Source organism: Streptomyces sp. NPDC058246 (assembly GCF_042881985.1).
In the GTDB taxonomy this organism is placed as follows: domain Bacteria; phylum Actinomycetota; class Actinomycetes; order Streptomycetales; family Streptomycetaceae; genus Streptomyces.
This window is the reverse complement of record NZ_JBHVWZ010000006.1, coordinates 13340-37282: the sequence shown is the minus strand read 5'-3', so window position 1 is coordinate 37282 and position 23943 is coordinate 13340. Positions and strand designations below refer to the sequence as shown.

Below are 23943 nucleotides of genomic sequence, written 5' to 3'. Positions count from 1 at the left end.
GCGGAGCCGCATATTGGGCACGGTGAAGCCGATGCTGCCAGGGGCCTTGGCGGTCCCCGGACCCGGGTCCGTAGCCAGACCCTCGCGCCCGAAGACGCATCCTGCCCCCACCTGCGGCGGGAAAGCCAATCCGGCACCCCCGGGAGTCACACGAACACCCTTGGGAGTCACACGGAAAGGCCCGGAGAGGCCTGGGCAGGGCTGAGCCTGGGCGCCACCCTAAAGGCGGCCCAGGCTCCGCGTTCCACGACGCGCCGGGATTCCGGGCGGTCGTGGCACCCGTCACAGCCACGGCGCACCCGCGCTCACACGGTCGCGTTGTCCGCCTCGGTCACCCCCGCCGCCTTCGCGGCGTTGCGCACCGCTCCGGCGACCGCGCCCGCGACCTTGTCGTTGAAGACGCTCGGGATGATGTAGTTCGGGTTGAGCTCGTCCTCGGTCACCACGTCCGCGAGGGCGGTCGCGGCGGCCAGCATCATCTCCGTGTTGACGGTACGCGACTGGGCGTCCAGGAGGCCACGGAAGACGCCCGGGAAGACCAGGACGTTGTTGATCTGGTTGGGGAAGTCGGAGCGGCCGGTGGCGACAACTGCCGCCGTCTGACGGGCGATTGCCGGGTCGACCTCGGGGTCGGGGTTCGCGAGCGCGAACACGATGGCGCCTTCGGCCATGGCGGCCACGTCGTCGCCGTCCAGCACGTTCGGGGCGGAGACGCCGATGAAGACATCCGCTCCGCGAACGGCTTCCTTCAAGGTGCCCGTGAGGCCCTCGGGGTTGGTGTTGTCCGCGATCCAGCGCAGCGGCGAGTCGGTGGCGGCGTCCACCAGGTCCTCGCGGTCCGCGTGCACGACGCCGTGGATGTCGGCGACGACGGCGTTCTTGACGCCGGCGGCGAGGAGCAGCTTGAGGATGGCCGTACCGGCCGCGCCCGCGCCGGACATGACGACGCGGATGTCGCCGATCGCCTTGCCCGCCACGCGCAGTGCGTTGGTCAGCGCGGCGAGTACGACGATGGCGGTGCCGTGCTGGTCGTCGTGGAAGACCGGGATGTCGAGGGCCTCGCGCAGCCGGGCCTCGATCTCGAAGCAGCGGGGCGCGGAGATGTCCTCCAGGTTGATGCCCGCGAAGCCCGGCGCGATGGCCTTCACGATCTCGACGATCGCGTCGGTGTCCTGGGTGTCCAGGCACAGCGGCCAGGCGTCGATGCCGGCGAAGCGCTTGAAGAGGGCCGCCTTGCCCTCCATGACCGGCAGGGCGGCCTTGGGACCGATGTTGCCGAGGCCCAGCACGGCCGAGCCGTCCGTCACGACCGCAACGGAGTTGCGCTTGATGGTGAGGCGGCGGGCGTCCTCGGGGTTCTCGGCGATCGCCATGCACACGCGAGCCACACCCGGGGTGTAGATCATGGACAGGTCGTCACGGTTGCGGATCGGGTGCTTGGACTGCATCTCGATCTTGCCGCCGAGGTGCATGAGGAACGTACGGTCGGAGACCTTGCCGAGGGTGACGCCCTCGATGGCGCGCAGCTGCTGGACGATCTCGTCGGCGTGCGCGGTGGAGGTCGCGGCGATGGTGACGTCGATCCGGAGCTTCTCGTGGCCGGAGGCGGTCACGTCGAGGCCGGTCACCGAGCCTCCGTGGGACTCTACGGCCGTGGTGATCTGGGAGACCGCGGTTCCGCTCGCGGGCACCTCCAGCCGGACCGTAATCGAGTAGGAGACGCTGGGCGCCGTTGCCATGGCCGACTTCCTCTGCTTTCACGTGTACTGCTGGGTCGCACTGTCTCGCGGGTATGCCGTCCGATCGTCGCACCTACCGCGGAGTACGCGGTAGCCGCCCCGAATTGCGAACGTTTTGTTCGCGGGCGGCGAGCGGTTTCGGAAAACGCCTTCCACCATACGAGATGCGGGGGGGTGAAAAAAGAGGCCCACGTCACAGGGTGACGTGGGCCTCTTCTCCGTTCAGTGACACCGACCCGCCATGCTCGCCTCGCGGCAAGTGGTCGCTCGTAGCGACGAAGGTTGGGCCCGGGGGCTTGGATCGGGCCGGTGTCACACCCAGGCTAACAAACGGATCCCGTAAGGCCATTCCCGTACCGGAAGTTCATTTCAGGGCCACCCGGTCAGTCCCCCACGGGACCGCTCCGGCCCTCAACCGGAGCGGGCCCGTTCGGGCCCGACAGGACCGGCTCGTCCGTCCGGAGAGGGTCAGTCCCTCAGGAGATCCGGCACCCCCTGCGCGTCGGGCTCGTCGCGGTCGGCCGAGACGATCGTCAGCTGCTGGGTCGCGCGGGTCAGGGCGACGTACAGGACCCGCAGGCCGGCCGGTGACTCGTCGGCGATCTCCGCGGGCGAGACGACAACCGTCGCGTCGTACTCCAGGCCCTTCGCCTCCAGGCTGCCGAGCGCCACCACCCGGTCGCCGAGCCCGGCGAGCCAGCGGGCGGCCTCCTCACGCCGGTTCATGGCGACGACGACGCCCACGGTGCCGTCCACCCGGTCGAGCAGGCGGGCGGCCTCGGCGCGCACAGTCTGCGCGAGGGACTCCCGTACGACGGCGAACCGGGGCTGGACGCCCGTGGACCGTACGGCGGACGGGGACTCGGAGCCGGGCATGGCGAGGGCGAGGACCTTCGCGGCCAGTTCGGCGATCTCGGCGGGGTTGCGGTAGTTGACGGTGAGAGTGAAACGGCGCCGCGGGCGGGTCCCGAGGGCCTCGTCACGGGCCTCGGCGGCCTCGTCCGGGTCGGACCACGAGGACTGCGCCGGGTCCCCGACGACCGTCCAGGTGGCATGCCGGCCGCGTCTGCCGATCATCCGCCACTGCATGGGCGTGAGGTCCTGCGCCTCGTCGACGATGACGTGCGCGTACTCGGTCCGCTCCTGCGCCAGCCGCTCGGCGCGCTCGCGCTGCGACTCCTCGCGCGTGGGCATCAGCTCCTCCAGACCGGTGAGCTGGTCCAGCGGGTCGAGTTCGCGCCGCTTCCTGGGCCGGGCCGGGGAGCCGAGGATGGCGTTCAGCTCGTCGAGCATGGCCACGTCGTGCACGGAGAACCCGTCCCGCTTGAGCGAGCGCGCCACCTTCCGCACCTCACCGGGGTTGAGGATCCGGCGCGCCCAGCGCCCGAGCCGCCGCTCGTCGGCCATGGCGGCCAGCACGCCTCGGGGGGTCAGCTCCGGCCACCAGGCGTCCAGGAACGCGATGAAGCCGTCCTCGGAGGCGACGTCCTCGTCGAACGACGACCGCAGCTCGGCGGCGAGCTCCGGATCCGTGTGCCGCGTCCCGGCGCCCGACTGCGCCCACAGGGCGTCGAGCAGCAGCTTGCGGGCGCGCGGGCGCAACAGATTGACCGGCGCGGTCCCGCCGAGCGCGTTGTGCTTGATCCGGTCCAGCTCGGCGGCCTCCAGTTCGAGGCGCCGCCCGAAGGCGACGACGCGGAGGCGGGTGGGCACCGTCGCGGGGCCCCGCGGCTCGGCCTCGTCACCGAAGGCGAGCTGCTCGGAGCCGCCCGGCCGCGCGCTCTCCGCGGCGGCATCGGGCCGTCCGGAGCGCGGGCGCCCGGTACCGTCCCGCCCCGAGCGCGAGGACGCGGAGCCCGCTGCGGGTTCGAGGACGCCCCGCGCCGCCCTCCGCAGCACCTTCAGCATCCGGTACGAGCCCTTGGCGCGGGCCACGGCCGGAGAGTCGTACAAGGTGGCCTCCGCGCCGCCCGTGTCCTCGGCGAGTGAACCGATCGCGCGGATGGCGACCTGACCCTCCTCGCCGAGGGACGGCAGGACGCCCTCGGTGTAGGCGACCAGGAGCGGGGTCGGGGAGACGATCAGGATGCCGCCCGCGTAGCGACGGCGGTCCTGGTAGAGGAGGTACGCGGCCCGGTGCAGGGCCACCGCCGTCTTGCCCGTGCCCGGGCCGCCCTCGACATAGGTCACGGAGGCGGCGGGGGCGCGGATCACCAGGTCCTGCTCGGCCTGGATCGACGCCACGATGTCGCGCATGGTGTGGCTGCGGGCCTGGCCGAGGGCCGCCATCAGCGCGCCGTCGCCGATCACCGGGAGCTCGCGGCCGTCGAGGGAGGCCTTCAGCTCCGGGCGCATCAGGTCGTCCTCGACACCGAGGACCTTGCGCCCCTTGGAGCGGATGACCCTGCGGCGGACCACCCGGCCCGGGTCGACCGGGGTCGAGCGGTAGAAGGGGGCCGCGGCGGGCGCCCTCCAGTCGATGACCAGGGGCGCGTAGTCGGCGTCGAGGACACCGATCCGGCCGATGTGGAGCGTCTCCGCGATGTCGGCGCTGTCGTCCTCGCGGACGGCACCCTCGGCCGGTTCCACCGCCGTGTACGCGCCATCCGGACCCTTCTTGCCGTCCTTCCCCAGGAGCAGATCGATACGGCCGAAGAGGAAGTCCTCGAACTCGTTGTTCAGGCGGTTGAGGTGAATTCCCGCCCGGAACACCTGGGCGTCGCGCTCCGCGAGCGCCCCCGGGGTCCCGACCTGACCGCGCTGGGCGGCGTCGTTCATCAGGAACTCCGCCTCGTGGATCTTCTCCTCGAGACGCCGGTACACCCGGTCCAGATGTTCCTGTTCGACGCTGATCTCCCGGTCCCGTACGGAGTCGTCCTTGACGGAGTCGTGCCGTACGGATTCATGGACCGAGTCGAGCGCGGCTTCCTGCTGAGCCTGAGCGGCCACCGGGCCCCCTTCTGACGTGCTGGGCAGCCGTCAACCGTACGCGAAGGGGGCCCCTTAAGCTACGCGCGCGCTCCGGGCTCGCTCACGCGTTCACCTCCACGAGGCGCTTCCCGTCGAACGTCATGACCTCGAAGTGGTCGATCTGGTTCGGCGAGAAGGCCGCGCCGCCGTGCACGTAGAGCGGCGCCTTCGCCTCCTCGGCCTTGGCGTTCGGGATGCCGTAGCCCCACTTCGGGACCGCCCAGGAGGTCACCGTCTCGCGCTCGCCGTTCTTGCCGACGGCGATCAGGGAGCACTTGAGCGGGCCCTTGACGTTCTTGAGCTGGAGGACCGCGTGGGTTCCCCAGTCCTTCTTCTCGACCGCGACGACGGCGTTGACCTTGGTACTCGGGTCCGTCGCCTCGACCTTGTCCGTCATGACCTCGAAGGCGGCCTTGGCGGGGCTGGTGGGGTGCGCCATCCCGGGGGCGGCCTCATTGCTGGTGCCACCGCCACTGACCGCCATGACGGTCAGCGGACCGCCGATGATCAGCGCCGCCGCGGCCGCCACCAGGTACATCCCGCGCCGGCGCTTGAGGGCGCGCCGCTCCGAGACCTCGTCGACCAGCCGTTCCGCGAGCCCTGGGCTCGGGCGCGTGGCCAGCGACTCGCCGATGGCCGGGGTACCCTGCGCGGCGGGCAGATCCGCGAGCGCGGCGAGCATCGGTTCCATCCCGGCGAGCTCGTCGAGCTGCTGGGCGCACCACTCGCAGGTGGCGAGGTGACCTTCGAAAGCGGTTGCCTCGGCGTCGTCGAGAATGCCGAGCGCGTAGGCGCCGACGGTCTCGTGGATGTTGTCACCGGGGTTCTGCTGTCCCCGTGGTCCCTGCATGGCTCCTGGACCGCCCGTTCCGTATCCCCCGTATGCGTTCATGCCGTCACCCCCCGCTCCTCCAGCGCCAGCTTCATCGAACGCAGGGCGTAGAACACCCGGGAGCGCACGGTGCCGCTGGGTATGCCGAGCGTCTCGGCCGCTTCATTGACCGTACGCCCTTTGAAGTACGTTTCGACCAGTACCTCCCTGTGAGCAGGGGTCAGGTCGTCCAGCGCGTCCGACAGTGTCATCAGCCACAACGCCTTGTCGATCTCGTCCTCCGCGGGGATGACCTCCAGCGGTGCCGGGTCCACCTCCTGCGGCCGGGCCTGCCGGCTGCGGTGGCCGTCGATGACGATGCGCCGGGCGACCGTCACCAGCCAGGGTCGTACCGAACCGGTCGCACGATTGAGCTGACCGGCGTTCTTCCAGGCACGGATGAGCGTTTCCTGCACGACGTCCTCGGCGCGCTGCCGGTCTCCGGCGACCAGCCGCAGCACATAGGCGAGCAGGGGCCCCGCGTGTTCCCGGTACAACGCACGCATCAGCTCCTCGTCGGGTTCGGTCGACGAGGACTGCTGGGACATGCGATGTCGGGCCCTTGGCCTTCGTTCATCAGCCACGGCGGAATCCTTACGCACGCCTACCTCCGGTGTCCGGGGGTTCCCCCAGTCGGTCGCTCATCACCGGGTACGTGCGGGGGCGGGCGTGTGTTCAAAGGGGTCGCACATATTTCTTGGTCGGTGTGTGAAAGGGGAGTTGAAGGGCTTTCTTGATCACTTCGGGTGACCGGGAGATCACGTAGGGGCTTGTTCGCGACGGTTCGCGTGGGCGGTCGAAGATCGCGTACGGGCTTGGCCTCCAGGGAAGACGCGAAGACCGGGTACGCGGTTGATCGCCACAGGCAACCGAAGACGGGTACGCGGTTGATCGCCACAGGCAACCGTAGATCACGCGCGGGCGAGGGCCGCCCGGCGCCGGTGCCGGGCCACGCGCTCCCGGTTGCCGCACACCTCACTGGAACACCATCGTCGGCGCCGGCCCCGGGAGGTGTCGAGATAGACGATCGGACAGTTGTCCCCCTCGCACTGCCTGAGGCTCGCCCGCGCCGTCGGGTCGGTGAGCAGTTCGAGGGCGTCCCTGGCGACGATCGAGAGCAGTTCGGCGCAGCCGGGCGGGGTGCGCAGCCTGCGGTGCAGCGAACCGTCGTCCGCACGTACGGCCCAGGGGACGGGTGGGGTGCCCAGCGCGGCCGCGTTGACCCGGGCGAGCGCCGCGTCGGCGGGCCGCAGGGCCAGCTCGCCGCGCACCAACTGTTCGATGTGGCAGCGCAGTTCGCGGAAGGCGAGCAGCCACGCCGGGTCCACCGCCGCCAGCGGTGTGCCCGCGGGGACGAGTCCCGACGCGGCGATCCAGGCGCGCAGCCGGGCCGCCGAGTCGAGCCGTTCCTCGGGGTGGGTGGTCGCCGTCAGATCCAGGCAGATTCGCCCGGAGTCGAACCGCAGCTCGTACGAGGCCGTGGCCACGCCTGATGCCATGTGCCTGTCACCGCCTTGGGGTTACCCGCCGTCGCACTCCCTGTCGTACTCCCTACAGTGCATGCACGCGCGCCCGGCCGGAAGACTCAGTACCGCTCATCTGCCGGACGCGGGACCGATCATCTGCCGGAGGCGGGGTCTCTCATCCGCGGGAGGCGGGACCTGTGATCCGCCGGAGGCGGGAGCTCTCGTCCGCCGGACGTGGGCTCGCCGGTGTAGTGGACGCGCGCTTATGGGGACGCGCGTCTGAGCGATGGCAGCCCTGCCCCGGTCCCGGTTGACTCAGGAACATGACAGACAACAGCACGGGGCGGCGTACGACCGCCGGAGGTGTACTGGGTGCGGCCACGGTCGCCATGGGCCTGATCGCCGGGGTCTTCTACATTTTCGCCTGCGACGTCATGCCGTCGCTGGCGCGCAGCGACGACCGGGTCTTCATCGAGGTGATGCAGAACATCAACGACGTGATCCAGAACCCGGTGTTCTTCCTCAGCTTCATGGGGGCACTGGTACTGACCGCGATCTCGGCGTGGCAGCTGCGCGGTGCGGGAGAGCTGCGCTGGTGGGTGTGGGCCGCGCTGGCGGCGTACGCCCTCACCTTCCTCTTCACCGTCGCCGTGAACATCCCGCTCAACAACGACCTCGCGAACGCCGGCGACCCGGCGAAGATCGCCGACCCCGCCGCCGTACGGGCGAAGTTCGAGGACACGTGGGTGGCCTGGAATGTCGTACGGGCCCTGCTCTCGACGCTCGCGCTGGCCTGCCTGGCCCGCGCGCTGGTCCTGTACGGACGGCTGGGCGGCGCTCGGGGAGCGGGGTCCTTGGAGCCGGCGGCGGGGGCGAGGGTGGGGCGGTAGGTGGGGCGGGCATAGCGGCTGGACGATCGGTGGGGGGACAGTGGCTGGCCCCACGGTCCCGGACCTGGCCCCCTGCCCGGACTTGGCGCCACGCCCCCGGACGTGACGCCACCGCCGCCTCAGATGTCCGCGTACTTCGAGTCCGCCGCCGGGTCGAGTGCGAGCCGGTAGCCGCGTTTGACCACGGTCTGGATGAGTTTGGGGGCGCCAAGTGCCGTACGGAGTCGGGCCATCGCCGTCTCGACGGCGTGTTCGTCCCGTCCGGCGCCCGGCAGGGCGCGCAGCAGCTCGGCCCGGGCCACCACCCAGCCCGGCCGCCGGGACAGGGCCCGCAGCAGCGACATCCCGGCGGGCGGCACGGGCCGCAGGGCCCCGTCCACCAGGACGGCGTGGCCGCGGATCTCCACCCGGTGCCCGGCGATGGGCAACGTCCGGGCCCGCCCGGGCAGTTCCTGACAGAGCAGCTGTACGAGGGGGCCGAGCCGAAAGCGTTCGGGCTGGACGGTGTCGATGCCCCGGGCCTGCAGCGGCAGCGCGGTGACCGGGCCGACGCAGGCGGGCAGCACGTCGTGGTGCAGGACGCCGAGGAGGTCCGGGAGCAGGCCCCGCTGCTCCGCCCGGGACAGCAGGGAGGCGGCGGCCGGCGCGCTGGTGAAGGTGAGCGCGTCCAGGCCGCGGGTGACGGCCGCGTCCAGCAGCCGGTCGACGGGCCCGATGTCCTCCGGCGGCATCCACCGGTACACCGGCACGGGTACCACCTCGGCGCCCGCGGCCCGCAGCGACTCCACGAACCCGGGCAGCGGCTCGCCGTGCAGTTGTATGGCGATACGGCGCCCTTCGACGCCCTCGTCGAGCAGCCGGTCGAGCACCTCGGCCATCGACTCGGAGGACGGCGACCACTCCTCCGTCAGCCCCGCGGCGCGTATCGACCCCTTGACCTTGGGCCCGCGGGCGAGCAACTCGACCCCCCGCAGCCGCGCGAGCAGGTCCTCGCCGAGCCCCCATCCGTCGGCGGCCTCGACCCACCCCCGGAACCCGATGGCGGTCGTGGCGACCACGACGTCCGGCGCCTGGTCGATCAACTCCTTGGTGGCGGCGAGCAGTTCGCTGTCGTCGGCGAGCGGCACGATGCGCAGGGCGGGCGCGTGCACGACGGAGGCGCCGCGCCGCTGGAGCAGCGCGGCGAGCTCGTCGGCCCGGCGGGCGGCGGTCACGCCCACGGTGAAGCCCGAGAGGGGCCCGTGCCCGTGGTCGCGGCCCGGTCGCTGCTGTTCGTCGTACATGGCTGTCGTCCCGGCTCTCGTCGGTCGCTCATGGTGCTCTCGTAATGCTCGCGTCGGTCGCTCGTGGTGCTCGCGTCGGTCGCACGTAGTGCTCGCGTCGGTGACTCGTACTGCTCTCGCAGCTCTCGTCGGTGGCTCGTACTGCTCTCGCAGCTCTCGTCGGTGGCTCATCGTTCGCTGGTATCGCTCTGCGAGTGGCCTGCTGGTGACCTGTCCCGGCGCTCTGCCCTCGTCGAATCGAGTTGTCGTGCACTGACGACCGTCCGAGCCTGTCAACGCCCCGTGACAGGCCCGGATCGGAGTGATGTCGACGGTGTTACGTCAGACCTCCGCGTAGCTGAGCTGGGGCTTCGCCTCTGCGGCAGCCGTCGCACGGGTTCGGGCCGCGGAACCGCGAAGGTATACGGCCCAGGTCACCGCGAAGCAGGCCGCGTAGAAGGCGAGGAAGGAGACGAAGGCGCCGGTGCCGGAGCCCACGCTCAGGAACGACTGGCGGAAGGCGAGGTTGATCCCGAGCCCGCCGAGCGCGCCCACCGCCCCGATGAGCCCCATGGAGGCGCCGGACAGCCGCCGCCCGTAAGCGGCCGCCTCCTCCCCACTGAGCCCCTGGGCGACGGCCTTGGCCTGGAAGATGGCGGGGATCATCCTGTACGTCGACCCGTTGCCGAGCCCGGTCAGTACGAACAGCACGATGAAGGCCGTGGTGAACAGGGGCAGCGACTTCTGTGTGGACGCGAGGACGATCACGGCGGTGGCCAGGCCCATCCCGACGAAGTTCCAGAGGGTGATCCTCGCCCCGCCGTAGCGGTCGGCGAGCCAGCCACCCACGGGCCGGATCAGCGAGCCGAGCAGCGGCCCGACGAAGGTGACGTACGCGGCCTGCAGCGGCGTACGCCCGAACTGCGTCTGCAACACCAGCCCGAAGGCGAAGCTGTACCCGATGAACGACCCGAACGTCCCGATGTAGAGGAAGGACATGATCCAGGTGTGGGGGTCGCGGACGGCCTCCTTGGCGGCGCCGGTGTCGTTCTTCACGGACGAGATGTTGTCCATGTAGAGCGCGCCGAGGACGGCGGCGACGACGATGAGCGGGATATAGATCCCCAGCAGCACACGCGGCCCTCCGCTCGCCCCGATGACCGCGAGCCCGACGAGCTGCACGACGGGCACCCCGATGTTCCCGCCACCGGCGTTGAGCCCGAGCGCCCACCCCTTCTTCCTGAGGGGGAAGAAGGAGTTGATGTTGGTCATGGAGGAGGCGAAGTTGCCGCCGCCGACACCGGCGAGCATCGCGCAGACCAGGAAGGTCCCGAACGAGGTCCCCGGCTTCATGACCACGAACGCGGCGATCGTCGGGACCAGCAGCAGGCTCGCGGCGACGACCGTCCAGTTCCGGCCGCCGAAACGGGCCACGGCGAAGGTGTACGGCACGCGCACGACCGCGCCCACGAGCGTCGCCATCGAGACGATGAAGAACTTGTCGGCCGGGGTGAGCCCGTACTCGGGCCCCATGAACAGGACCATCACGGACCACAGGGTCCAGACCGAGAACCCGATGTGCTCGGACAACACGGAGAAGAACAGATTCCGCCGGGCGACCTTCTCCCCCGACTCCTTCCAGAAGCCCTCGTCCTCCGGATCCCACTCCGCGATCCAACGGCCGCCGCGTCCCTTGCTCGGTGCGGACTCTGTACTTGGGGTTGGGGCTGGGGCTGTCATCACGCCTCCACGGTTCTCCGGTGCTCAGGTCTCGTACGACGAGTGGCTGAGTCCCGAAGGTAGGGAGGACGCGTTTCCGCGCTGTGGCTATGGGTGACTGGAAGGGAACGTTGCTCTCACTCGGCGACGGGGGCGACGGTGAGGCCGGGACAGCTGCCTATTGCTGCAGGGGCTGCCAGGTCGGTGGGGCCTGGGGCGGGGTCTGAGGCTGGGGCTGCGCCTGGGGCTGGGGCTGGGGCTGGGGCTGGCCGCCGTAGGGGTTGGGCTGCTGGTGGGGGTACGGCTGGTGGGGGTGCGGCTGCTGCCCGTAGGGCTGTTGCGGTACGGGACCGGGCTGGGCGTAGGGGCCGGGGGTGGCCGGGGCCTGCGGGGCGTAGGGGCCCGGGGCCGGCGTCTGGGGCTGGGCCTGGGGGGCGTAGGGACCCGGCGCCGGGACCTGTTGAGCGTAGGAGGAGTTCGGGGCGTAAGGGGTGTAAGGGGCGTACGCCCCCACCCCCGGCCCTTGCCCTTGCCCTTGCCCTTGCGCCTGCGCCTGCGCCTGCGCCTGCGCCTGCGCGGCGTAAGCAGTGGGGGGCAGATACCGCACCCGCCCGCCCTCTTCCGTCACCGGCATGAAGCCGGCGGCCTGCAATCGAGCCGCGAACTTGGCGTTGCGCTTGCGCGTGACGACGAAACCGATACCGAAGACGGCCAAGAGCACCACCCACACGGCCCCCGCCACGGCGAAGGCGACGGAATCCCCACCCGTCCGCACCGCGAGGACGACACACCCGACGGTGACGCCGAGGACCCCGTACAGCATCCGCTTCTCGGCGTTCTTGCCGGTGAGGTCGAAGTTGATACGGGCCTTGAGCAGCTCAAGTGCGTCGGGAACGACGGGCGGCAGCGACTCCCCGTCCGCGGCCCGCGGAAACTGCACCCAGTTCTGCGCGGCCCGCGCCTGAGCCTGCGGACTGGGATCGGGCACGATGAGCATGGTGAGCGCGTTGTTCCGCCCACTGCCCTGCCGTACATCGGCGTACTCGTACCCGAACTGCTGCGCGATGAAGGCGAGTCGGGCCAACTTCTTCACGGAGGCCATGGGGCTCGTGAGCTGAACCGCCTCCCCCGCGGCCATCAACTGGAACATCTTCCGAATCTGCCGCTTGCTCATGCCGCCCCCAACTCCCCACCGGACCCACCCGTTCACATCCGCAACCGACCCACCTTTTCACGGGCCCCCGCCCCCGCAGAACGGCAGGACGACCTGGTTTACCGTGCCTTGACCTGGCCGCGCAGGGCACAACGGTCCCCTGCCCGTCGCGCGATCGCGCCAGGCGTTGGAACCCCAGAGAGCGGAGCACCGAAGCAGGGGCGGTCGGTGGATTCAGGGACTGTCAGAGGCGAGGTAGGCACGCACCTTGCCCAGCCGAGCCGTGGGCGCCCGAAATGCGATCCCCGAGCCCTCAAGGCCCAATACCACCTCGAAGAACCCTCCACCACGGACGGCCAGCTGGATCTTCTTGGCCTCAGAAGCACCCCACCCAGTGACGTGGAGTCGCTCGACGCCCGAGAAGACGAGGTGGAACTCAAAGGCGTTGAAATCCTTTGCCTTCCATTCCTCAGGTGGATTCACAGGGAAGCTTCTGGTATCGAACCCCAAAGTCACCGAATTTTCGCGCTCATCGATGTGCACGTAGAAGAGATCGCACACATCGGGCGAGGGCGGGGCACCGTCGTACAGTCCGCCCAAGTATCCCGATGATGCGAGGAGTTGTAGCCAGTCAGCGCTCATAGAACGTCTTCTCCTCGGTTCCGGGAAGGGAGGTGTACCGTCGGGCGTCGACCTTGCTCACGAAAAGATGCCGCCCACCGTCCGATCCGTCCGCCTGGATTCTGAACGCGCTCACATGACGCACGCTCACTGACTCGTAGCAGTCGAAGCCCAGCACCACCCCACTACCGCTGACACTCACCTGCATACGCCCCTCCCTGCCCCACGGAGCCATCTCAATGACACCGACGGCCGGCGGGGCCCAATCAGTGAGGGAGATGTTCTCCACTGCCAGGAACTGGAATTGACACTGCACCGTGTCCATACCCGCGTCGATCCACTCCTGCGGAGCCGAACCGGGAAACGACGGCAAATCGACGCGCAGCGTCACCGTGGGCCCGCGCCAGTTCAGATTGATCGACCGAATCCTGACGCCGGTCAGATCCGGGACCTGCCCGTAGAGCGATTGGAGCACCTCTGGATTCGCGAAGAAACCCTCAGCGGTCATAGTAATAGTGCTCCTCGCAGCCGGGGACCTGCCCGTTGCGGGTGTCCTCGATCGGTCTCACATGAACGTGCGGGCCCTGATAACCGGGCTGGCCTGGTTCCTGGTGCCCGAACCAGTGATCCTGGAAGACTATAAGATCTTCTCCATTAGGGTGCTCGTAGATCTCTTCCGTGTAGTAAACGGCCTTGTTGTCCCTCATCAGTTGCTTGGAGCCCTGCCATGCCGGTGTCGTGGCTTGGACATAGTTGTCAGCTTCAAGAGGTTCGGCACCTTCTGGAATTCCGGCGTCTTTCAGGGCCTGTGCCTTGGCTTCCTCAAAAGTGCGCCCGACAGGTTCACCGCACCCGGGGGCGAGACCAAGGGGGTCGATCCACGTGTGGGGGTTGTGCACGTAGGTGACCGGGTTGGGGGCGGGCGCCAGCCCAAGGGGATCTGAAGTGAGGTAGCGAGCCGTTTCCGGGTCGTAGGTGCGGAAGTAGTTGTAGTGGAGGCCCGTTTCGGGATCGTAGTACTGACCTGGGAAGCGCAGCGGCGTATAGGCCGTCGCGTCGCTGTTCCAGGTCGTGGTTCCCCAGAGAGTCGCGCGGATGCGCCAGGCTATGTCGCCCGTTTCGTCGACGAGCTCGGTGGGGGTGCCGACGAGGTCGGTGACGATGGCGAAGAAGCGCTGGTCGATGACGCTTTGCGGAGCGGTCGTATCGATGATGCGTTCCGTCTGGGCCAGAGGACGTCGGCCGTCGTGATCCCAGGTGAGGATGACCCGACGGGCCTGGTTGCCGACTGTGGTGGTCTCCTCGCACAGGGTGTGACCGTCCCAGGTGAAGGAGGTCTCCTCAAGAACGGTCTCACCGTCGGCGGCAAGGCGCTGCTTCGCTGAGCGACGGCCCAGCGGGTCGTATCTGTAGCGCCAGTGGGTGCCATCGGGAGTGATGACCGAGGTGAGACGGTCCTCGGCATCCCAGGCATAGCGCCAGGTCTCGGACTTGTGGGAGAGCCGGACCTTCTGGCGCAGCACGGTGCGGCCCGAGCCATCATGCTCGTAGCGGACCCCTCCGGCACGTGCGATACGGGTGCCGACGTAGTCGCGTTGGCCCGCAGCCTCGTGGCCGGGGTGGGCGGCGGGCCAGGTCACGAAGGTCTGATTGCCCGCGTCGTCATAGGCGTAGGTCTCCGTCCACTTCTGGGCGTGGACAGCAGTGACGCGACCGACGGCATCGAGGTCAAAACGCCGGGTGCCGTTCTGTTGATCATCGATCTGGGCCAGGGCGCCGTCCAAGCGGTACGTGAACTCTCGTTGCTGAACCACCCCTCCGTCTGCGGTGAGCACGTTCTGCCCAGTGAGACGGCCCAAGGTGTCGAAGTCGTGAGCCAGGGTGACCGTCTCGCCAAAGCGGCAGGCGGTCTCCCGGCCGACCTCGTCACGCTCGAAGCTGATCGAGCGCCCTGAAGCGGCGAGTTCAGTCGAGCGGCCCGCAGCGTCGTATCTCCACGTACTGGTTGCGCCGCCAGGAGTGGTGCGGTGGGTCCGGCGGCCCAGGGCATCGTATGCGTGGCTGAGCGTACGGCCGTTGACCGTCTCCGACCGGCGCAGGCCGCGCTCGTCGACCTCCAGCGAGAGCGTGACATCCGGTCCGGCGGCGCTGACAAGTCGGCCCGAAGGGGCGTAGTCAAAGGTGGTGATCTGCCCTTCAGCGTCCTTCCGGATCATCTGTCCGAGAGAGTTGCGTTCATAACGCACTGTCTGGCCAAGGCTGTTTGTACGGCTGGCCAGGCGGCCGGCGGCGTCGTGGGTGTAGTTGCGGGCATGGCCGTCGAAATCGATCTCGGAGATGAGGCAGCCCGTGACGTCGTACTCGTAACTCCAGCTCAGGCCTATGGGGTTGACGACCCGAATGAGGCGGAGCTCGGTGTCGTGGGTGAACTCGTGGCGCACGCCATCGGGATCAGTGCGCGCAGCAACGAGGTCGAAGTGCGTGTACTCAAATGAAGTGATCGCGCCGACTGGGTCGGTGTAGTTAAGGCAGTTGCCTTCGCCGTCGTACGCCCACGATTCGATGGCGCCATCCGGGGTCGTACGCCGAAGCAGGCGGCCTTCGACTGTCCACTCCAATTCGGTTGTTGCGCCTGTCGCGTCTGTGGCGGAGACAATACGGCCAAAAGCGTTCCGTTCGTAGCGCGTGATCGCGCCCAGTGAATCGGTGACCTCCAGGACGAGTCCGGCAGCATTGCAGCGGACACGCGTGCTGCATCCGAGAGCGTCGGTGGACGACGCGAGACGCCCGGCCTTGTCGTACGAGAAGCGCGTGACGGCACCTACGGGATCTGTGATGGACGTGCGGTTGCCTCGCTCGTCGTACCCCTGTCGCCAGACGGCTCCGCCCGGCATCGTCACCACCGCAGGCCGACCCAAGTGGTGGTACTCGGTGGTGGCTTCGTGACCGTCAGGGCGCGTGATCGAGACGATGCGCCCGTTCGTGTCGTAGGTGTAGCGGGTGGTGTATCCGAGCGGGTCGGTGACGGCGGTCAACCGGTTTTCATTGTCCCAGACCTGATGGATCGTGTGGCCGAGCGAGTCCGTCTCGCGGATGAGGCGCAGTGCCTCGTTGTGCTCGTAGATGCGGGTGTGGCCGAGTGAGTCCGTCACGCGGGTGGTGCGCGTCGCGTCTTCGTAGGCGAGGGCAGAGGCCAATGCGTCGCCTGTGCCCCCGGTGGCCACCACGCGGCCGAGCTCGTCGTAGGAGTACCAGTATGTGCTGCCGTTACGGTCGGTCCACGAGGTGATGCGGCCGTCCGCGTCGTAGGTGTAACGCATAGCCAAGCCAGAGGAGTTGGCTTCCTCGGCCAGTCGTCCCGCCTCGTCGTAGGCGAAGGTGATCAGCGTGGTGCCCACGCCTCCCGGCGCACTGGGGTCGAGCAGGCGCAAACCCGTAATGCGCGAGAGGGATGGATGCCTGTCGAACGCGATGTGGTAGCCGCCCGAGTGGACCGCCGCGCCCGGGAGGTCACCCTCGTCGTAGACGAAGGTGATCCGGTTGCCGTTGCGGTCCTGTATGTACTGCAGCGGCAGGTCAACCGCCGTCTCGTCGGCTGTGGCGACCGGGCTGTGGAACACCTGCAGCAGACCGCTGTCCGGGTCGGTGACCCGGACAGCGCCGTCGGTCTCGTCGTCCCAGGACAGCGTCAGGCGCGAGCCGGCCGTCTCCGGGAGGACCGGCTCATTGGTCTCCACATCCGGCATGGGGAAGCACAGCCGGGCACCGTCCGCGGCCGCGTAAACGAATCCGTCGTCATCGGCCTGGACGCGCTGGTCGAGGGTGGAGGCCCACGACGGACCGAACCAGCCGCCCCACCGGTACGACGAGACGTGCGTCCGCTCCAGGACGAGGGGTAGCACGCCCGGCAACTGAACATCCATGCGCGATAGCGCCATGTCGCCCGTGGCCACGTCGATCGGGTCCCGTACGAATTTCTTGACGCCGTTGCGGATCGAGGCGGGCAGCTTGTTGAAGCCCGGGCGCAGCGACAACCGCTCGAAATCGGCACAGTTCAGCTTGAACGCTTTGCTGAGCTTAGCCAGTGCGCTCGGTTTGAGGGCCTTCAGGCCCTTTCCGAGCGCCTTGCCAAGCACGCCGAACCCGACACCCATCACTGCGCCCTCGGACAGGATCCCTGCCAACTTTTTCGGGTCCTTGAACGCACTGGGGTCCTCCAGGGCGGTGGCGAACGCACTGAACTTCGCACCATCCAAAGTCATTCTGGACAGCGAGGCGATCACCTTGATGTCCTTCAGCGCATTCAGCGCACGTTCCAGGCCTCGGATGACCGACAGCACCCCACGCACCGCGCTGCCGAGCGTGGTTCCTTCCTCCTCGATCCGCCCCACCAGCGCCACGACCTTGAGCGCGCGCTCGCCTGCCATCAGGTTCGAAGCCACCTCGGAGGCCCCGGCGGTCAGCACGGACAGGGCCAGGCCCGCGATCTCGTACTCGGCGATCTCCGCCAGCATCACGCCGATCTCGGAGAGCAACTCGTGGGCCTGATCAGCGAACTTGTCCAGCGCCTTGGCACCCTCGCGCAGCGAATGCGCCATGTCGGTGGCGTGCTTACGGGTCTCCTTGGCCCGCTTGTGGAACGCTTTGGCGGTCTTGCCCTCCCACACCACGTCCGCCAGCGCCCGCTCGGCGTCCACGGCCGCGTCGTCAAGCCCGGAAGCGAGGTGCCGCCACTTCTTCGCGATCTCGCGCACCCCGTCCGGGTCGACCGCTGGATCGGAGATCCCCAGGAACTCCAGCCCGCTAGCGACGCTGTCGCCGAACATGTGGTTGAACTTGTTGATGTAGTGCAGCGGATTGAGGTCGACCACGAGACGCTCAGCCCCTCTTTCCGCGCGCGGCCACAGCCAGAAGGATGTCCAACAGGTCGAAGGCGTCCGACACCTCGCCCATCAGCTTCGCCTCCGATTGCCACTCCTCATCCAGAGCGTGCGTGAGCTTGGCGAGCATATGCATGCCGTCTCGTATGTCCGCCGTCGCGCCCAGCAAAGACCCCAGCTTGCCGAGTGCCGACAGATCATTCGACTCCGCCTTGAACTCGTGCAACGGCTTCGTCGTGTGATGCGACACCTTGCGCAACGCGGTAGCCGCCTTGCCCAGCGACTCGGCTTCCTTCTTCAGGTCCGACATGCGAGCCCGCCCCCGTACCTCACCCTGTGCACATGCCAACCTGACGACCGTAGTGAGAGGGATTATGGGGTGAGTATGGCAGTCCCCAAGGGCGGGTAAAGATCGCCGAGCCGTTCGGGAAACCTGCTGTGGTCTCATGTGCCGGCATGAGCCAGTGACCGAGCCACTGCTGCAACTCGGCTGGAATCTCGTGGACCTCCACCGACTCCGCTAGGTGGAAACCCATGCCCCGTGGGTGTCGCCTGAGGTTACTGCTCGCCATGACCCGGATCTGGGATGAGGGGCGGTAGCCCAGAATCCGCACTTCTTCAACGGGCCCGTGTTGCCTGCGTGGGACTGGAGTTACAGGAGCAGAAGCGGCAGCTGGTCTAGTTTGGGGGGCCAAGCGGCGAATACCGAGGCCCGGACGTCGGTACTCGTCCACGCGCCTGCCGAACCTTCCGGGCACGCGAGGCGTCCCCGCTTGAGACGTTCTGGAGCCTTGAGGGCCCCGTCATGGTCGCGCCGCCTCCCCGGAGGGTATGGGCCCCTTGCACCGAACGAGCCCGAAGGGATGCGCACCGCCCGACGCCGCGGCCACACCACCCCGGTGCGGATGTCCGGCACACCGAACCTGAGTGAGCCGCACGCTCACGTACCGCTTGAACGGCTGCCGTCAACACCCCTTCACCGATCCGCAGGATGGCCGGCACGCGGACTTCGCGCCCGCTCGGCTGCTCCTCGAGCCCTCTGAGCCGCCAGCCATGTGCGCTGGCTGGAGCGACCTCACAGTCGACGAGTCGCCACGCGGATGCGCTGAGGGTGCGCTGCATGCGAAGGGCTGAGACTCCAGCCCAGATGTTGAGGGGGAGCGGGGTCGGTACAAGGGTGCACATGGCTATGCCAAGCATCGGGATGAAGCGGTCGTCTCCCGTAGCCGCACGCACAAGCGGGACCACGATGAGTGCGGGCCACATCACGAACAGGAGCAGGGCCTGCCGGAGGAGGCGTCGGCGTATTGCTCGGCCGGTGGGCGCGTGATTGATGGCAGGTTGCAATGCCCAGGGCAGCGGCGGTGCTGCCACAGTCAGGCTTCCTTGTCCACGGGCAGTTCCAGCGGATTGTCGAAGCTGACCATCTCCGCGATCTGATGAAGCAGCCCACGGTATTGCTCACGAAGAGCGGTGGCCATCGAACTCAGTCTGAGAGCCGCCAGGCGCTTGCCGTCCGGGTGCGGGAGGTAGGCATGGATTTGCAGGAGGGGCTGCTGAGGGAGACCGCTCTCCGCTGAAGGGGTGCGTACCGTCTCGCTGAGAGTGGCGGGACCGCAGGGCAGTTCGACGTATTCGACGTGTGTGTGACCCTCCGCAGCAGTGACGGCCCGGGCGGCGGTGACGGCGCGTGGGGCCACTGCCGTGGCGCACCAGGAGATGGTGAACAGGGAAAGGAGAGGCTGGCCTGTACCGATCTCATCCACGTCATCGCGATGCAGGCCAATCGAACAGTGGACCGTGCCAACATCACATAGTGCAACCAACAGCTTTTGCGCTGAGGCAAGTTGGGTGACGAACTGCTGGCGAGTCGTCTCGTCCGGCGCCGAGCCGAGGAGCGGAGCGAGGGCCTTGCGCAGGTGATCGGCCGATACGGAGTCGGGCGGCGCCAGGAGGAGGTCAAGGGGGGCGGCCATAAAGCCCGCCGGTTCGGCGAACCAAATGTCTGCGTCGGGATCCTTGGCGGAGTCGTCGACAACGAAGCGTGGTGCGGCGTTCATTGAGTTCCCGTCCGATTCACGCGACTCAGGAGGGGTGCGTGCCGGACACCGGGTCAGGAACCCGGGCTCCCGCACGGCGGGCCCGCTCCAGCGCGGCAGGGCTGGCGTTCCAGTCGACTGGTACGAATCGACGGTCTCGGGCGGGACGCTGGTAGAGGAGGTGCATCCGCTTGGGACCGCTGCCACCACGGCTGGGGGCAGCGACGACAGCGAGGAAACGAGGGTCTCCGGCAAACCATAGAGGTTCGATCTGGGCCTTCAGCTCGGGTTTGGTGCGGGGTCCTCCGATGCGCTTCATCCACCAGTACGTGCGCATTGAACTGAGGAAAGGCAACGGAATCCTCTCCTCAGGGTTCTCCGGGTTGGCGAACTCGAACCACATCTCATCATCTCGAGCTTTCGGATGCTTCCCCAGACCACGGGGTACGGCGGGGAGGATCTGCCAGGGATACTGCCCCAGGATGCGCTGAATGCGTGCCGGCCAGGGAATATAGAAGAGATGAAGGAACGCGCGGAAGAACGCATATAGCAAGACAGGGAAGAACAACCACCCGATCCAGCCTGGTGTCGCAACGATCAGAAAAAGCGCTCCGAACCAGCAGACAACCCAACCAACCAGGCTTACGACACTCATGGCCATGTGCTGGATCCAGGCCTGCCGGGTGGCTGGATGGTCCCACGCAGTCGAGTAGTCGTTGGGGGGCATGCGGAGGCTCTCTCTGTGCGTTGATGTTTCAGGGAAGAACATGCCGAACAATGTCGACGACTGCGCCGCCGTCGATGCCGAGCCGGCTACCGTCGATACCGGCCACGGTGCCATCCTTGATCCCGTCGTCATCGGCATCCATCAAGCTATTGACCAGACCGAAGCCGGCCGTTCCGACGCCGAGTGCGGCAGAAGTTACCTCAACCGTCTTGATGGAGCGTGCGGCCTGCGCACCTCGAATCGTAAAGGTGAGGAGGGAGTTGTCCAGGTTGGAGATGGCACGCGCTTGCTCCATGGTGGAAGTTCCGAAGCGGGCTGCCCACTGGCCGATCGTAAGGACTTCCCCCGCCTCACGGGCACTACGTAGCGCTGCCATTCCTCCTTTCCAAGCGGCACCAATCCCAGGCAGCGTGCCGACCGCATCACCACCCACTGTGACGAGATTGCTCCAGAAATCCGTGTCGAACTCACCCTTGGTGAATCCGTCCCACAGCGAGGCACGCAACGTTGGGTCATCGAACAGCCGGTACGCCAAGGCCCCCGCGCTCAGCGCCGAAGCCGTGAGCATCAGCGCCGCCACCATCGCCAGCCCCAGCGGCCCGGCGAAGATGATCGCTACCAGCCCGATGACCCCGGCCACAAAGCTGAGGATGTCCGGCAGGTTCTCGTCCAGCCAGTCGAGTGCCGAGTCGAACCAGCCCGGCTCGTGTGGTGCGAGCTTCTTCGTGGCGTCGCGGATTCTGCCGGCCCGGAGCTGGGCCTGACGCTCGTGCTCGTCAGCCAGCTTTCGGGCCTTGCCGCGGATCTTTTCCAGTGCGTCCTCGGCGTCGTCCACCGCCGTGTTCGCCTTGGTCAGGGCCTTCCGCGCGTCATCGTGCCTGGCGCCGTTCTTGTCCAGATCGGAGCGGGCGGCCGCCTCGGTGGCGTGGCCCTTCGCCCGGTCCACGGCGGCCTGCGCTTCCCGGGCGTCCTGTTCGAGTCGTGTCGCTCGACGTTGGAAGTCGTCGAGTTCGCCTTCCCAGCGGTCGAGTTGCTTGGCAGCCTTGCGGATGGAGTGCGCGGCGTTCTTCAGGTTCAGCGGCAACGGACCGCCGTCGAGCTGCTCACGGAAGGCGACGGCCGCGTCGCCCTTCCAGTAGCTGCCCTCCATGAGCCTGGTGACGAGGCCGTGCGTGTCTTCAAGGACCTTCGCGCACCCCGTGAGCTTCTTGCGCAGGCCGCGTACGGTCTCGGTGCTGCCCGGTACCGGGTTGAAACCGAGGTGTGGGTAGGCGGAGTTCGGGATGCGCGGTGCGGACTTGAGGCCTTGCGGCTTGTCACGGTCGGCTCGGGACTGCGGGTCGAGGGCCGCCCCTGAATCGCCCGGCGGGTAGGTCACTTCGAAGTCCCGCCCTTGCCCGGGGCAGCAGCCCTGGACTTCTTCAGGGCCTCCTCCAGCGCCTTGTCCACCTCGCGGTAGCTGTCCCTGCTCTTTCCGATGATCTTCGCCAGGTCCTCCGTCTGCTCACCGATCTGGTCGGTCCCGTACTTCCAGTTGTCCTGGAAGTCCTCGCAGGCGGTGTCGAGGTCATCGGTACCCAGGCCGGTGACCGTGGCGTCTTCCAACGCCTTACGCAGGCCCTTCAGCGAGTCGGTCGACCTTCTGAGCATCTTCATGAAATGCGCGAGCTCGTCACCGTCCACGACCAGCCGGTCCGCCACGTGCCCCGTCCCCTCTCCCGGTTCATCCGCACCATGGAGAGGAACGACATCGGCGATCTTTCGTGACGTCCGACGGAGTGCTCCCCCCTTTAGAGGGAGCACTTACCGGACACCACGCGCGTCGCTGTGTCAGCGGTTGACGGACTGAATCTCCTGCACCACGACGTCCTGGGTGGCCCCGAAGGTGCCCTCCGGCAGATCACGCGCCTCGGTCACGCCAGTACCGGTCCAATGGATCTTCCACGTGATCGTGGCCCTCAACTTGAACGAGCCATCACCCGACGACCGCAGATACTCCACACCACAGGGCGGGGTCTCATCCGACTTGCCCTTCGCATAGGCCTCACCGATATGGCCACTGTCGAACTCACAGACGCCGGAGGCGGGATACGTGACCGCGTCACCCGTACCCGGCTCGATCCTCAACGAGACCGGCTCCGCCGTAGTCGTCGCCGAGACACCAAGCAACGGAACCGACGCCGTGACCGACACCGGCTTGAACTTCGCCGTGTCCAACCACGCCCACGTCGGAAGATTCACCTTCGTCGTCCCCGCGGGCGCCAGCTCCACCTTCGTCGAAGGGACCCGGATCTCCGCATACGCGAGCTTCGCCAGCATCTCCGGAGTGATCGCCTCCCGGACGTCCGCCGGCGGCGCCTGCCCCTCGTCCACCCAGAAGATCGGCTTGTCGCAGTCAAGCGCGCCGGGATCACCCTCACGGCCCTTGGTGACATACGAATCCCACCAATAGCCCTTACCGGCCTTGTCCTTGTTGAAGTCCTTGTACGGATGCCCATCCACATACTTCGCGCGCTGCTCCGCGTCCCACTGATACCCCGTCGACTCCGCCCCCCAAATCGGCTCCAAATACTTCTTGAGCTGATCCGGCGTGTACTTCGGAGCGTAATAACACGCCGGCGGCGTCCAAGTCGTCGTAGACGTCACCGGCCCCGCCGACCCACCCGAACCGTTCTTCGAGAGATCAAAGACGACAGCACCCGCCGTCGCCGAAAGGGTCCCCTGGCCATCAGAATTGCCGTGCTGCTTTGTCTGGCCGACGTTGCCGTCGTCCCCACGCCCGCCTGCGTACGCCGCGCCGGGCGTCAACGCCACCATCGCCATCAGCGACACAGTTGTGGCGACCTTGGCCGTCTGCTTCACGGCTGGCATTCCTCGGCCCCCCGGTTCGAGACAATGTTCGTCGTCTGCCAGACGCCCTGGCCGTTCTTGACCAACTTGGCGTTGTAGAGCACATAGCTGTCAGCGGACGTCGGCGTGTTCTTGACCTTGTTGGTCTTTCGGTTCTTGAGGAACGACTTGCTTTCGTCAGAGCAGTAGATAACGGTCGCCGAGGTATCTCCCGAGAGGGTCACCCGGCGGTTGAAGTACCGGGTCGTGCCCACCCAGGTGTCGCTCTTGTCGAGATACCCCTGGACGTAGATAATCGCCGCGCTCAGAGCCTTGCCGGTGTTGTAGAAACCGAGCGCCTTAGTGTCCGCACTTCCCTGGAAGATCGCGTCGTCCAGGGAGTTGACACTCATAGCGTTGTCCTCGAGCACCGCGTCCTTCGTGGCGTTGCCCGTCTTCTGATCCTCGAAGACGTTCTTGACCCCCGCGGGAAACGTGATCTTGGGCCGCCCCGCACTCCCCGCCGATGCCGAGGCACTCGGCGAAGCCGACGTCTCACCCCCGCTATCCGCCCCCGCGATCTTGTCGTTCCCCTTCGAACCGCCATTGCCACCCCCACCGCACGCGGTGAGGAGTAGGGCCGCGGTCGCACCAACGGCGGCCGTAACAAGCAGACGGGGACGGCGGTTCACGGCAAGCTCCTGTGGGGCGTGGGGTTCGGGAGGGCCCGGACACGCTATCGGTGGCGTGTGTGACGACACCAGAGCGAATTACGTC

The 23943-nt window shown here is 67.7% G+C and carries 19 protein-coding genes; 1 reads left to right on the top strand and 18 read right to left on the bottom strand.

Annotation, left to right across the window (positions count from 1 at the left end; translation table 11 throughout):
• Window positions 1–305: 305 nt before the first annotated feature.
• The 5 genes from ACFVXA_RS10965 to ACFVXA_RS10945 all read right to left on the bottom strand — a co-directional run bounded on the left by ACFVXA_RS10965 (window position 306) and on the right by ACFVXA_RS10945 (window position 7079).
• Window positions 306–1739 carry an NAD-dependent malic enzyme gene (locus ACFVXA_RS10965; protein ID WP_362017691.1) on the bottom strand — a complete coding sequence of 478 codons (1434 nt, stop codon included), beginning with the start codon at window positions 1737–1739 and terminating at the stop codon, window positions 306–308.
• A gap of 468 nt (window positions 1740–2207) precedes the next feature.
• Complete coding sequence (locus ACFVXA_RS10960; RefSeq protein WP_390024682.1) at window positions 2208–4688, bottom strand: HelD family protein; 2481 nt, start codon at window positions 4686–4688, stop codon at window positions 2208–2210.
• A gap of 82 nt (window positions 4689–4770) precedes the next feature.
• A complete protein-coding gene (locus ACFVXA_RS10955) occupies window positions 4771–5559 on the bottom strand; it encodes a zf-HC2 domain-containing protein (RefSeq protein WP_362017689.1) in 789 nt (262 codons plus the stop codon).
• A gap of 38 nt (window positions 5560–5597) precedes the next feature.
• On the bottom strand, window positions 5598–6128 hold the full coding sequence (locus ACFVXA_RS10950; RefSeq protein WP_362017688.1) for a sigma-70 family RNA polymerase sigma factor: 531 nt from the start codon (window positions 6126–6128) through the stop codon (window positions 5598–5600).
• A gap of 363 nt (window positions 6129–6491) precedes the next feature.
• Window positions 6492–7079, bottom strand: a complete 588-nt coding sequence (locus tag ACFVXA_RS10945; RefSeq protein ID WP_362017687.1) for an ABATE domain-containing protein — start codon at window positions 7077–7079, stop codon at window positions 6492–6494.
• A 290-nt stretch (window positions 7080–7369) separates the two neighbouring features.
• Here ACFVXA_RS10945 and ACFVXA_RS10940 point away from each other — a divergent pair, with 290 nt between their 5' ends.
• A complete protein-coding gene (locus ACFVXA_RS10940; protein ID WP_384395962.1) occupies window positions 7370–7936 on the top strand; it encodes a DUF1772 domain-containing protein in 567 nt (188 codons plus the stop codon).
• Window positions 7937–8055: 119 nt separating this feature from the next.
• On the opposite strand, the gene ACFVXA_RS10935 is transcribed toward ACFVXA_RS10940, so the two are convergent.
• The 13 genes from ACFVXA_RS10935 to ACFVXA_RS10875 all read right to left on the bottom strand — a co-directional run bounded on the left by ACFVXA_RS10935 (window position 8056) and on the right by ACFVXA_RS10875 (window position 23858).
• Window positions 8056–9219: a uroporphyrinogen-III synthase gene (locus ACFVXA_RS10935; protein ID WP_362017685.1), complete on the bottom strand. Its 1164-nt coding sequence runs from the start codon at window positions 9217–9219 to the stop codon at window positions 8056–8058.
• A 321-nt stretch (window positions 9220–9540) separates the two neighbouring features.
• Complete coding sequence (locus ACFVXA_RS10930; RefSeq protein WP_383902617.1) at window positions 9541–10938, bottom strand: nitrate/nitrite transporter; 1398 nt, start codon at window positions 10936–10938, stop codon at window positions 9541–9543.
• 157 nt (window positions 10939–11095) lie between these two features.
• A complete protein-coding gene (locus ACFVXA_RS10925; RefSeq protein ID WP_390024680.1) occupies window positions 11096–12091 on the bottom strand; it encodes a hypothetical protein in 996 nt (331 codons plus the stop codon).
• A gap of 213 nt (window positions 12092–12304) precedes the next feature.
• The gene (locus ACFVXA_RS10920; protein ID WP_384395953.1) at window positions 12305–12712 is read right to left on the bottom strand and encodes an Imm50 family immunity protein; all 408 of its coding nucleotides are present in this window, start codon (window positions 12710–12712) and stop codon (window positions 12305–12307) included.
• Complete coding sequence (locus ACFVXA_RS10915) at window positions 12702–13199, bottom strand: Imm50 family immunity protein (RefSeq protein ID WP_384395950.1); 498 nt, start codon at window positions 13197–13199, stop codon at window positions 12702–12704. Before ACFVXA_RS10915 ends, ACFVXA_RS10920 begins: the two co-directional genes overlap by 11 nt.
• The gene (locus ACFVXA_RS10910) at window positions 13189–17562 is read right to left on the bottom strand and encodes a DUF6531 domain-containing protein (protein ID WP_390024678.1); all 4374 of its coding nucleotides are present in this window, start codon (window positions 17560–17562) and stop codon (window positions 13189–13191) included. The genes ACFVXA_RS10915 and ACFVXA_RS10910 overlap by 11 nt, the downstream gene beginning before the upstream one ends.
• Before the next feature lie 7 nt (window positions 17563–17569).
• Window positions 17570–17881: a hypothetical protein gene (locus ACFVXA_RS10905; protein ID WP_383735199.1), complete on the bottom strand. Its 312-nt coding sequence runs from the start codon at window positions 17879–17881 to the stop codon at window positions 17570–17572.
• A 1066-nt stretch (window positions 17882–18947) separates the two neighbouring features.
• Window positions 18948–19631 (bottom strand): hypothetical protein, encoded by a 684-nt coding sequence (locus tag ACFVXA_RS10900; RefSeq protein ID WP_384395944.1) that lies wholly within the window; start codon window positions 19629–19631, stop codon window positions 18948–18950.
• Between the two features lie 25 nt (window positions 19632–19656).
• Window positions 19657–20337 (bottom strand): hypothetical protein, encoded by a 681-nt coding sequence (locus tag ACFVXA_RS10895; protein WP_383735203.1) that lies wholly within the window; start codon window positions 20335–20337, stop codon window positions 19657–19659.
• A 28-nt stretch (window positions 20338–20365) separates the two neighbouring features.
• Window positions 20366–21715: a hypothetical protein gene (locus ACFVXA_RS10890; RefSeq protein ID WP_384395941.1), complete on the bottom strand. Its 1350-nt coding sequence runs from the start codon at window positions 21713–21715 to the stop codon at window positions 20366–20368.
• Window positions 21712–21993 carry a hypothetical protein gene (locus ACFVXA_RS10885; protein ID WP_390024676.1) on the bottom strand — a complete coding sequence of 94 codons (282 nt, stop codon included), beginning with the start codon at window positions 21991–21993 and terminating at the stop codon, window positions 21712–21714. The genes ACFVXA_RS10890 and ACFVXA_RS10885 overlap by 4 nt, the downstream gene beginning before the upstream one ends.
• 174 nt (window positions 21994–22167) lie before the next feature.
• On the bottom strand, window positions 22168–23208 hold the full coding sequence (locus ACFVXA_RS10880; RefSeq protein WP_390024674.1) for a hypothetical protein: 1041 nt from the start codon (window positions 23206–23208) through the stop codon (window positions 22168–22170).
• A complete protein-coding gene (locus tag ACFVXA_RS10875; protein ID WP_390024672.1) occupies window positions 23196–23858 on the bottom strand; it encodes a hypothetical protein in 663 nt (220 codons plus the stop codon). Before ACFVXA_RS10875 ends, ACFVXA_RS10880 begins: the two co-directional genes overlap by 13 nt.
• Between the last annotated feature and the right edge of the window lie 85 nt (window positions 23859–23943).

Bases quoted from the DNA above. Each gene is read 5' to 3' on its own strand.
- ACFVXA_RS10965 (WP_362017691.1), bottom strand. From the start codon at position 1,739: ATGGCAACGGCGCCCAGCGTCTCCTACTCGATTACGGTCCGGCTGGAG.
- ACFVXA_RS10955 (WP_362017689.1), bottom strand. From the start codon at position 5,559: ATGCAGGGACCACGGGGACAGCAGAACCCCGGTGACAACATCCACGAG.
- ACFVXA_RS10950 (WP_362017688.1), bottom strand. From the start codon at position 6,128: ATGTCCCAGCAGTCCTCGTCGACCGAACCCGACGAGGAGCTGATGCGT.
- ACFVXA_RS10945 (WP_362017687.1), bottom strand. From the start codon at position 7,079: ATGGCATCAGGCGTGGCCACGGCCTCGTACGAGCTGCGGTTCGACTCC.
- ACFVXA_RS10940 (WP_384395962.1), top strand. From the start codon at position 7,370: ATGACAGACAACAGCACGGGGCGGCGTACGACCGCCGGAGGTGTACTG.
- ACFVXA_RS10935 (WP_362017685.1), bottom strand. From the start codon at position 9,219: ATGTACGACGAACAGCAGCGACCGGGCCGCGACCACGGGCACGGGCCC.
- ACFVXA_RS10930 (WP_383902617.1), bottom strand. From the start codon at position 10,938: ATGACAGCCCCAGCCCCAACCCCAAGTACAGAGTCCGCACCGAGCAAG.
- ACFVXA_RS10925 (WP_390024680.1), bottom strand. From the start codon at position 12,091: ATGAGCAAGCGGCAGATTCGGAAGATGTTCCAGTTGATGGCCGCGGGG.
- ACFVXA_RS10920 (WP_384395953.1), bottom strand. From the start codon at position 12,712: ATGAGCGCTGACTGGCTACAACTCCTCGCATCATCGGGATACTTGGGC.
- ACFVXA_RS10915 (WP_384395950.1), bottom strand. From the start codon at position 13,199: ATGACCGCTGAGGGTTTCTTCGCGAATCCAGAGGTGCTCCAATCGCTC.
- ACFVXA_RS10905 (WP_383735199.1), bottom strand. From the start codon at position 17,881: ATGTCGGACCTGAAGAAGGAAGCCGAGTCGCTGGGCAAGGCGGCTACC.
- ACFVXA_RS10900 (WP_384395944.1), bottom strand. From the start codon at position 19,631: ATGAACGCCGCACCACGCTTCGTTGTCGACGACTCCGCCAAGGATCCC.
- ACFVXA_RS10895 (WP_383735203.1), bottom strand. From the start codon at position 20,337: ATGCCCCCCAACGACTACTCGACTGCGTGGGACCATCCAGCCACCCGG.
- ACFVXA_RS10885 (WP_390024676.1), bottom strand. From the start codon at position 21,993: ATGAAGATGCTCAGAAGGTCGACCGACTCGCTGAAGGGCCTGCGTAAG.
- ACFVXA_RS10880 (WP_390024674.1), bottom strand. From the start codon at position 23,208: ATGCCAGCCGTGAAGCAGACGGCCAAGGTCGCCACAACTGTGTCGCTG.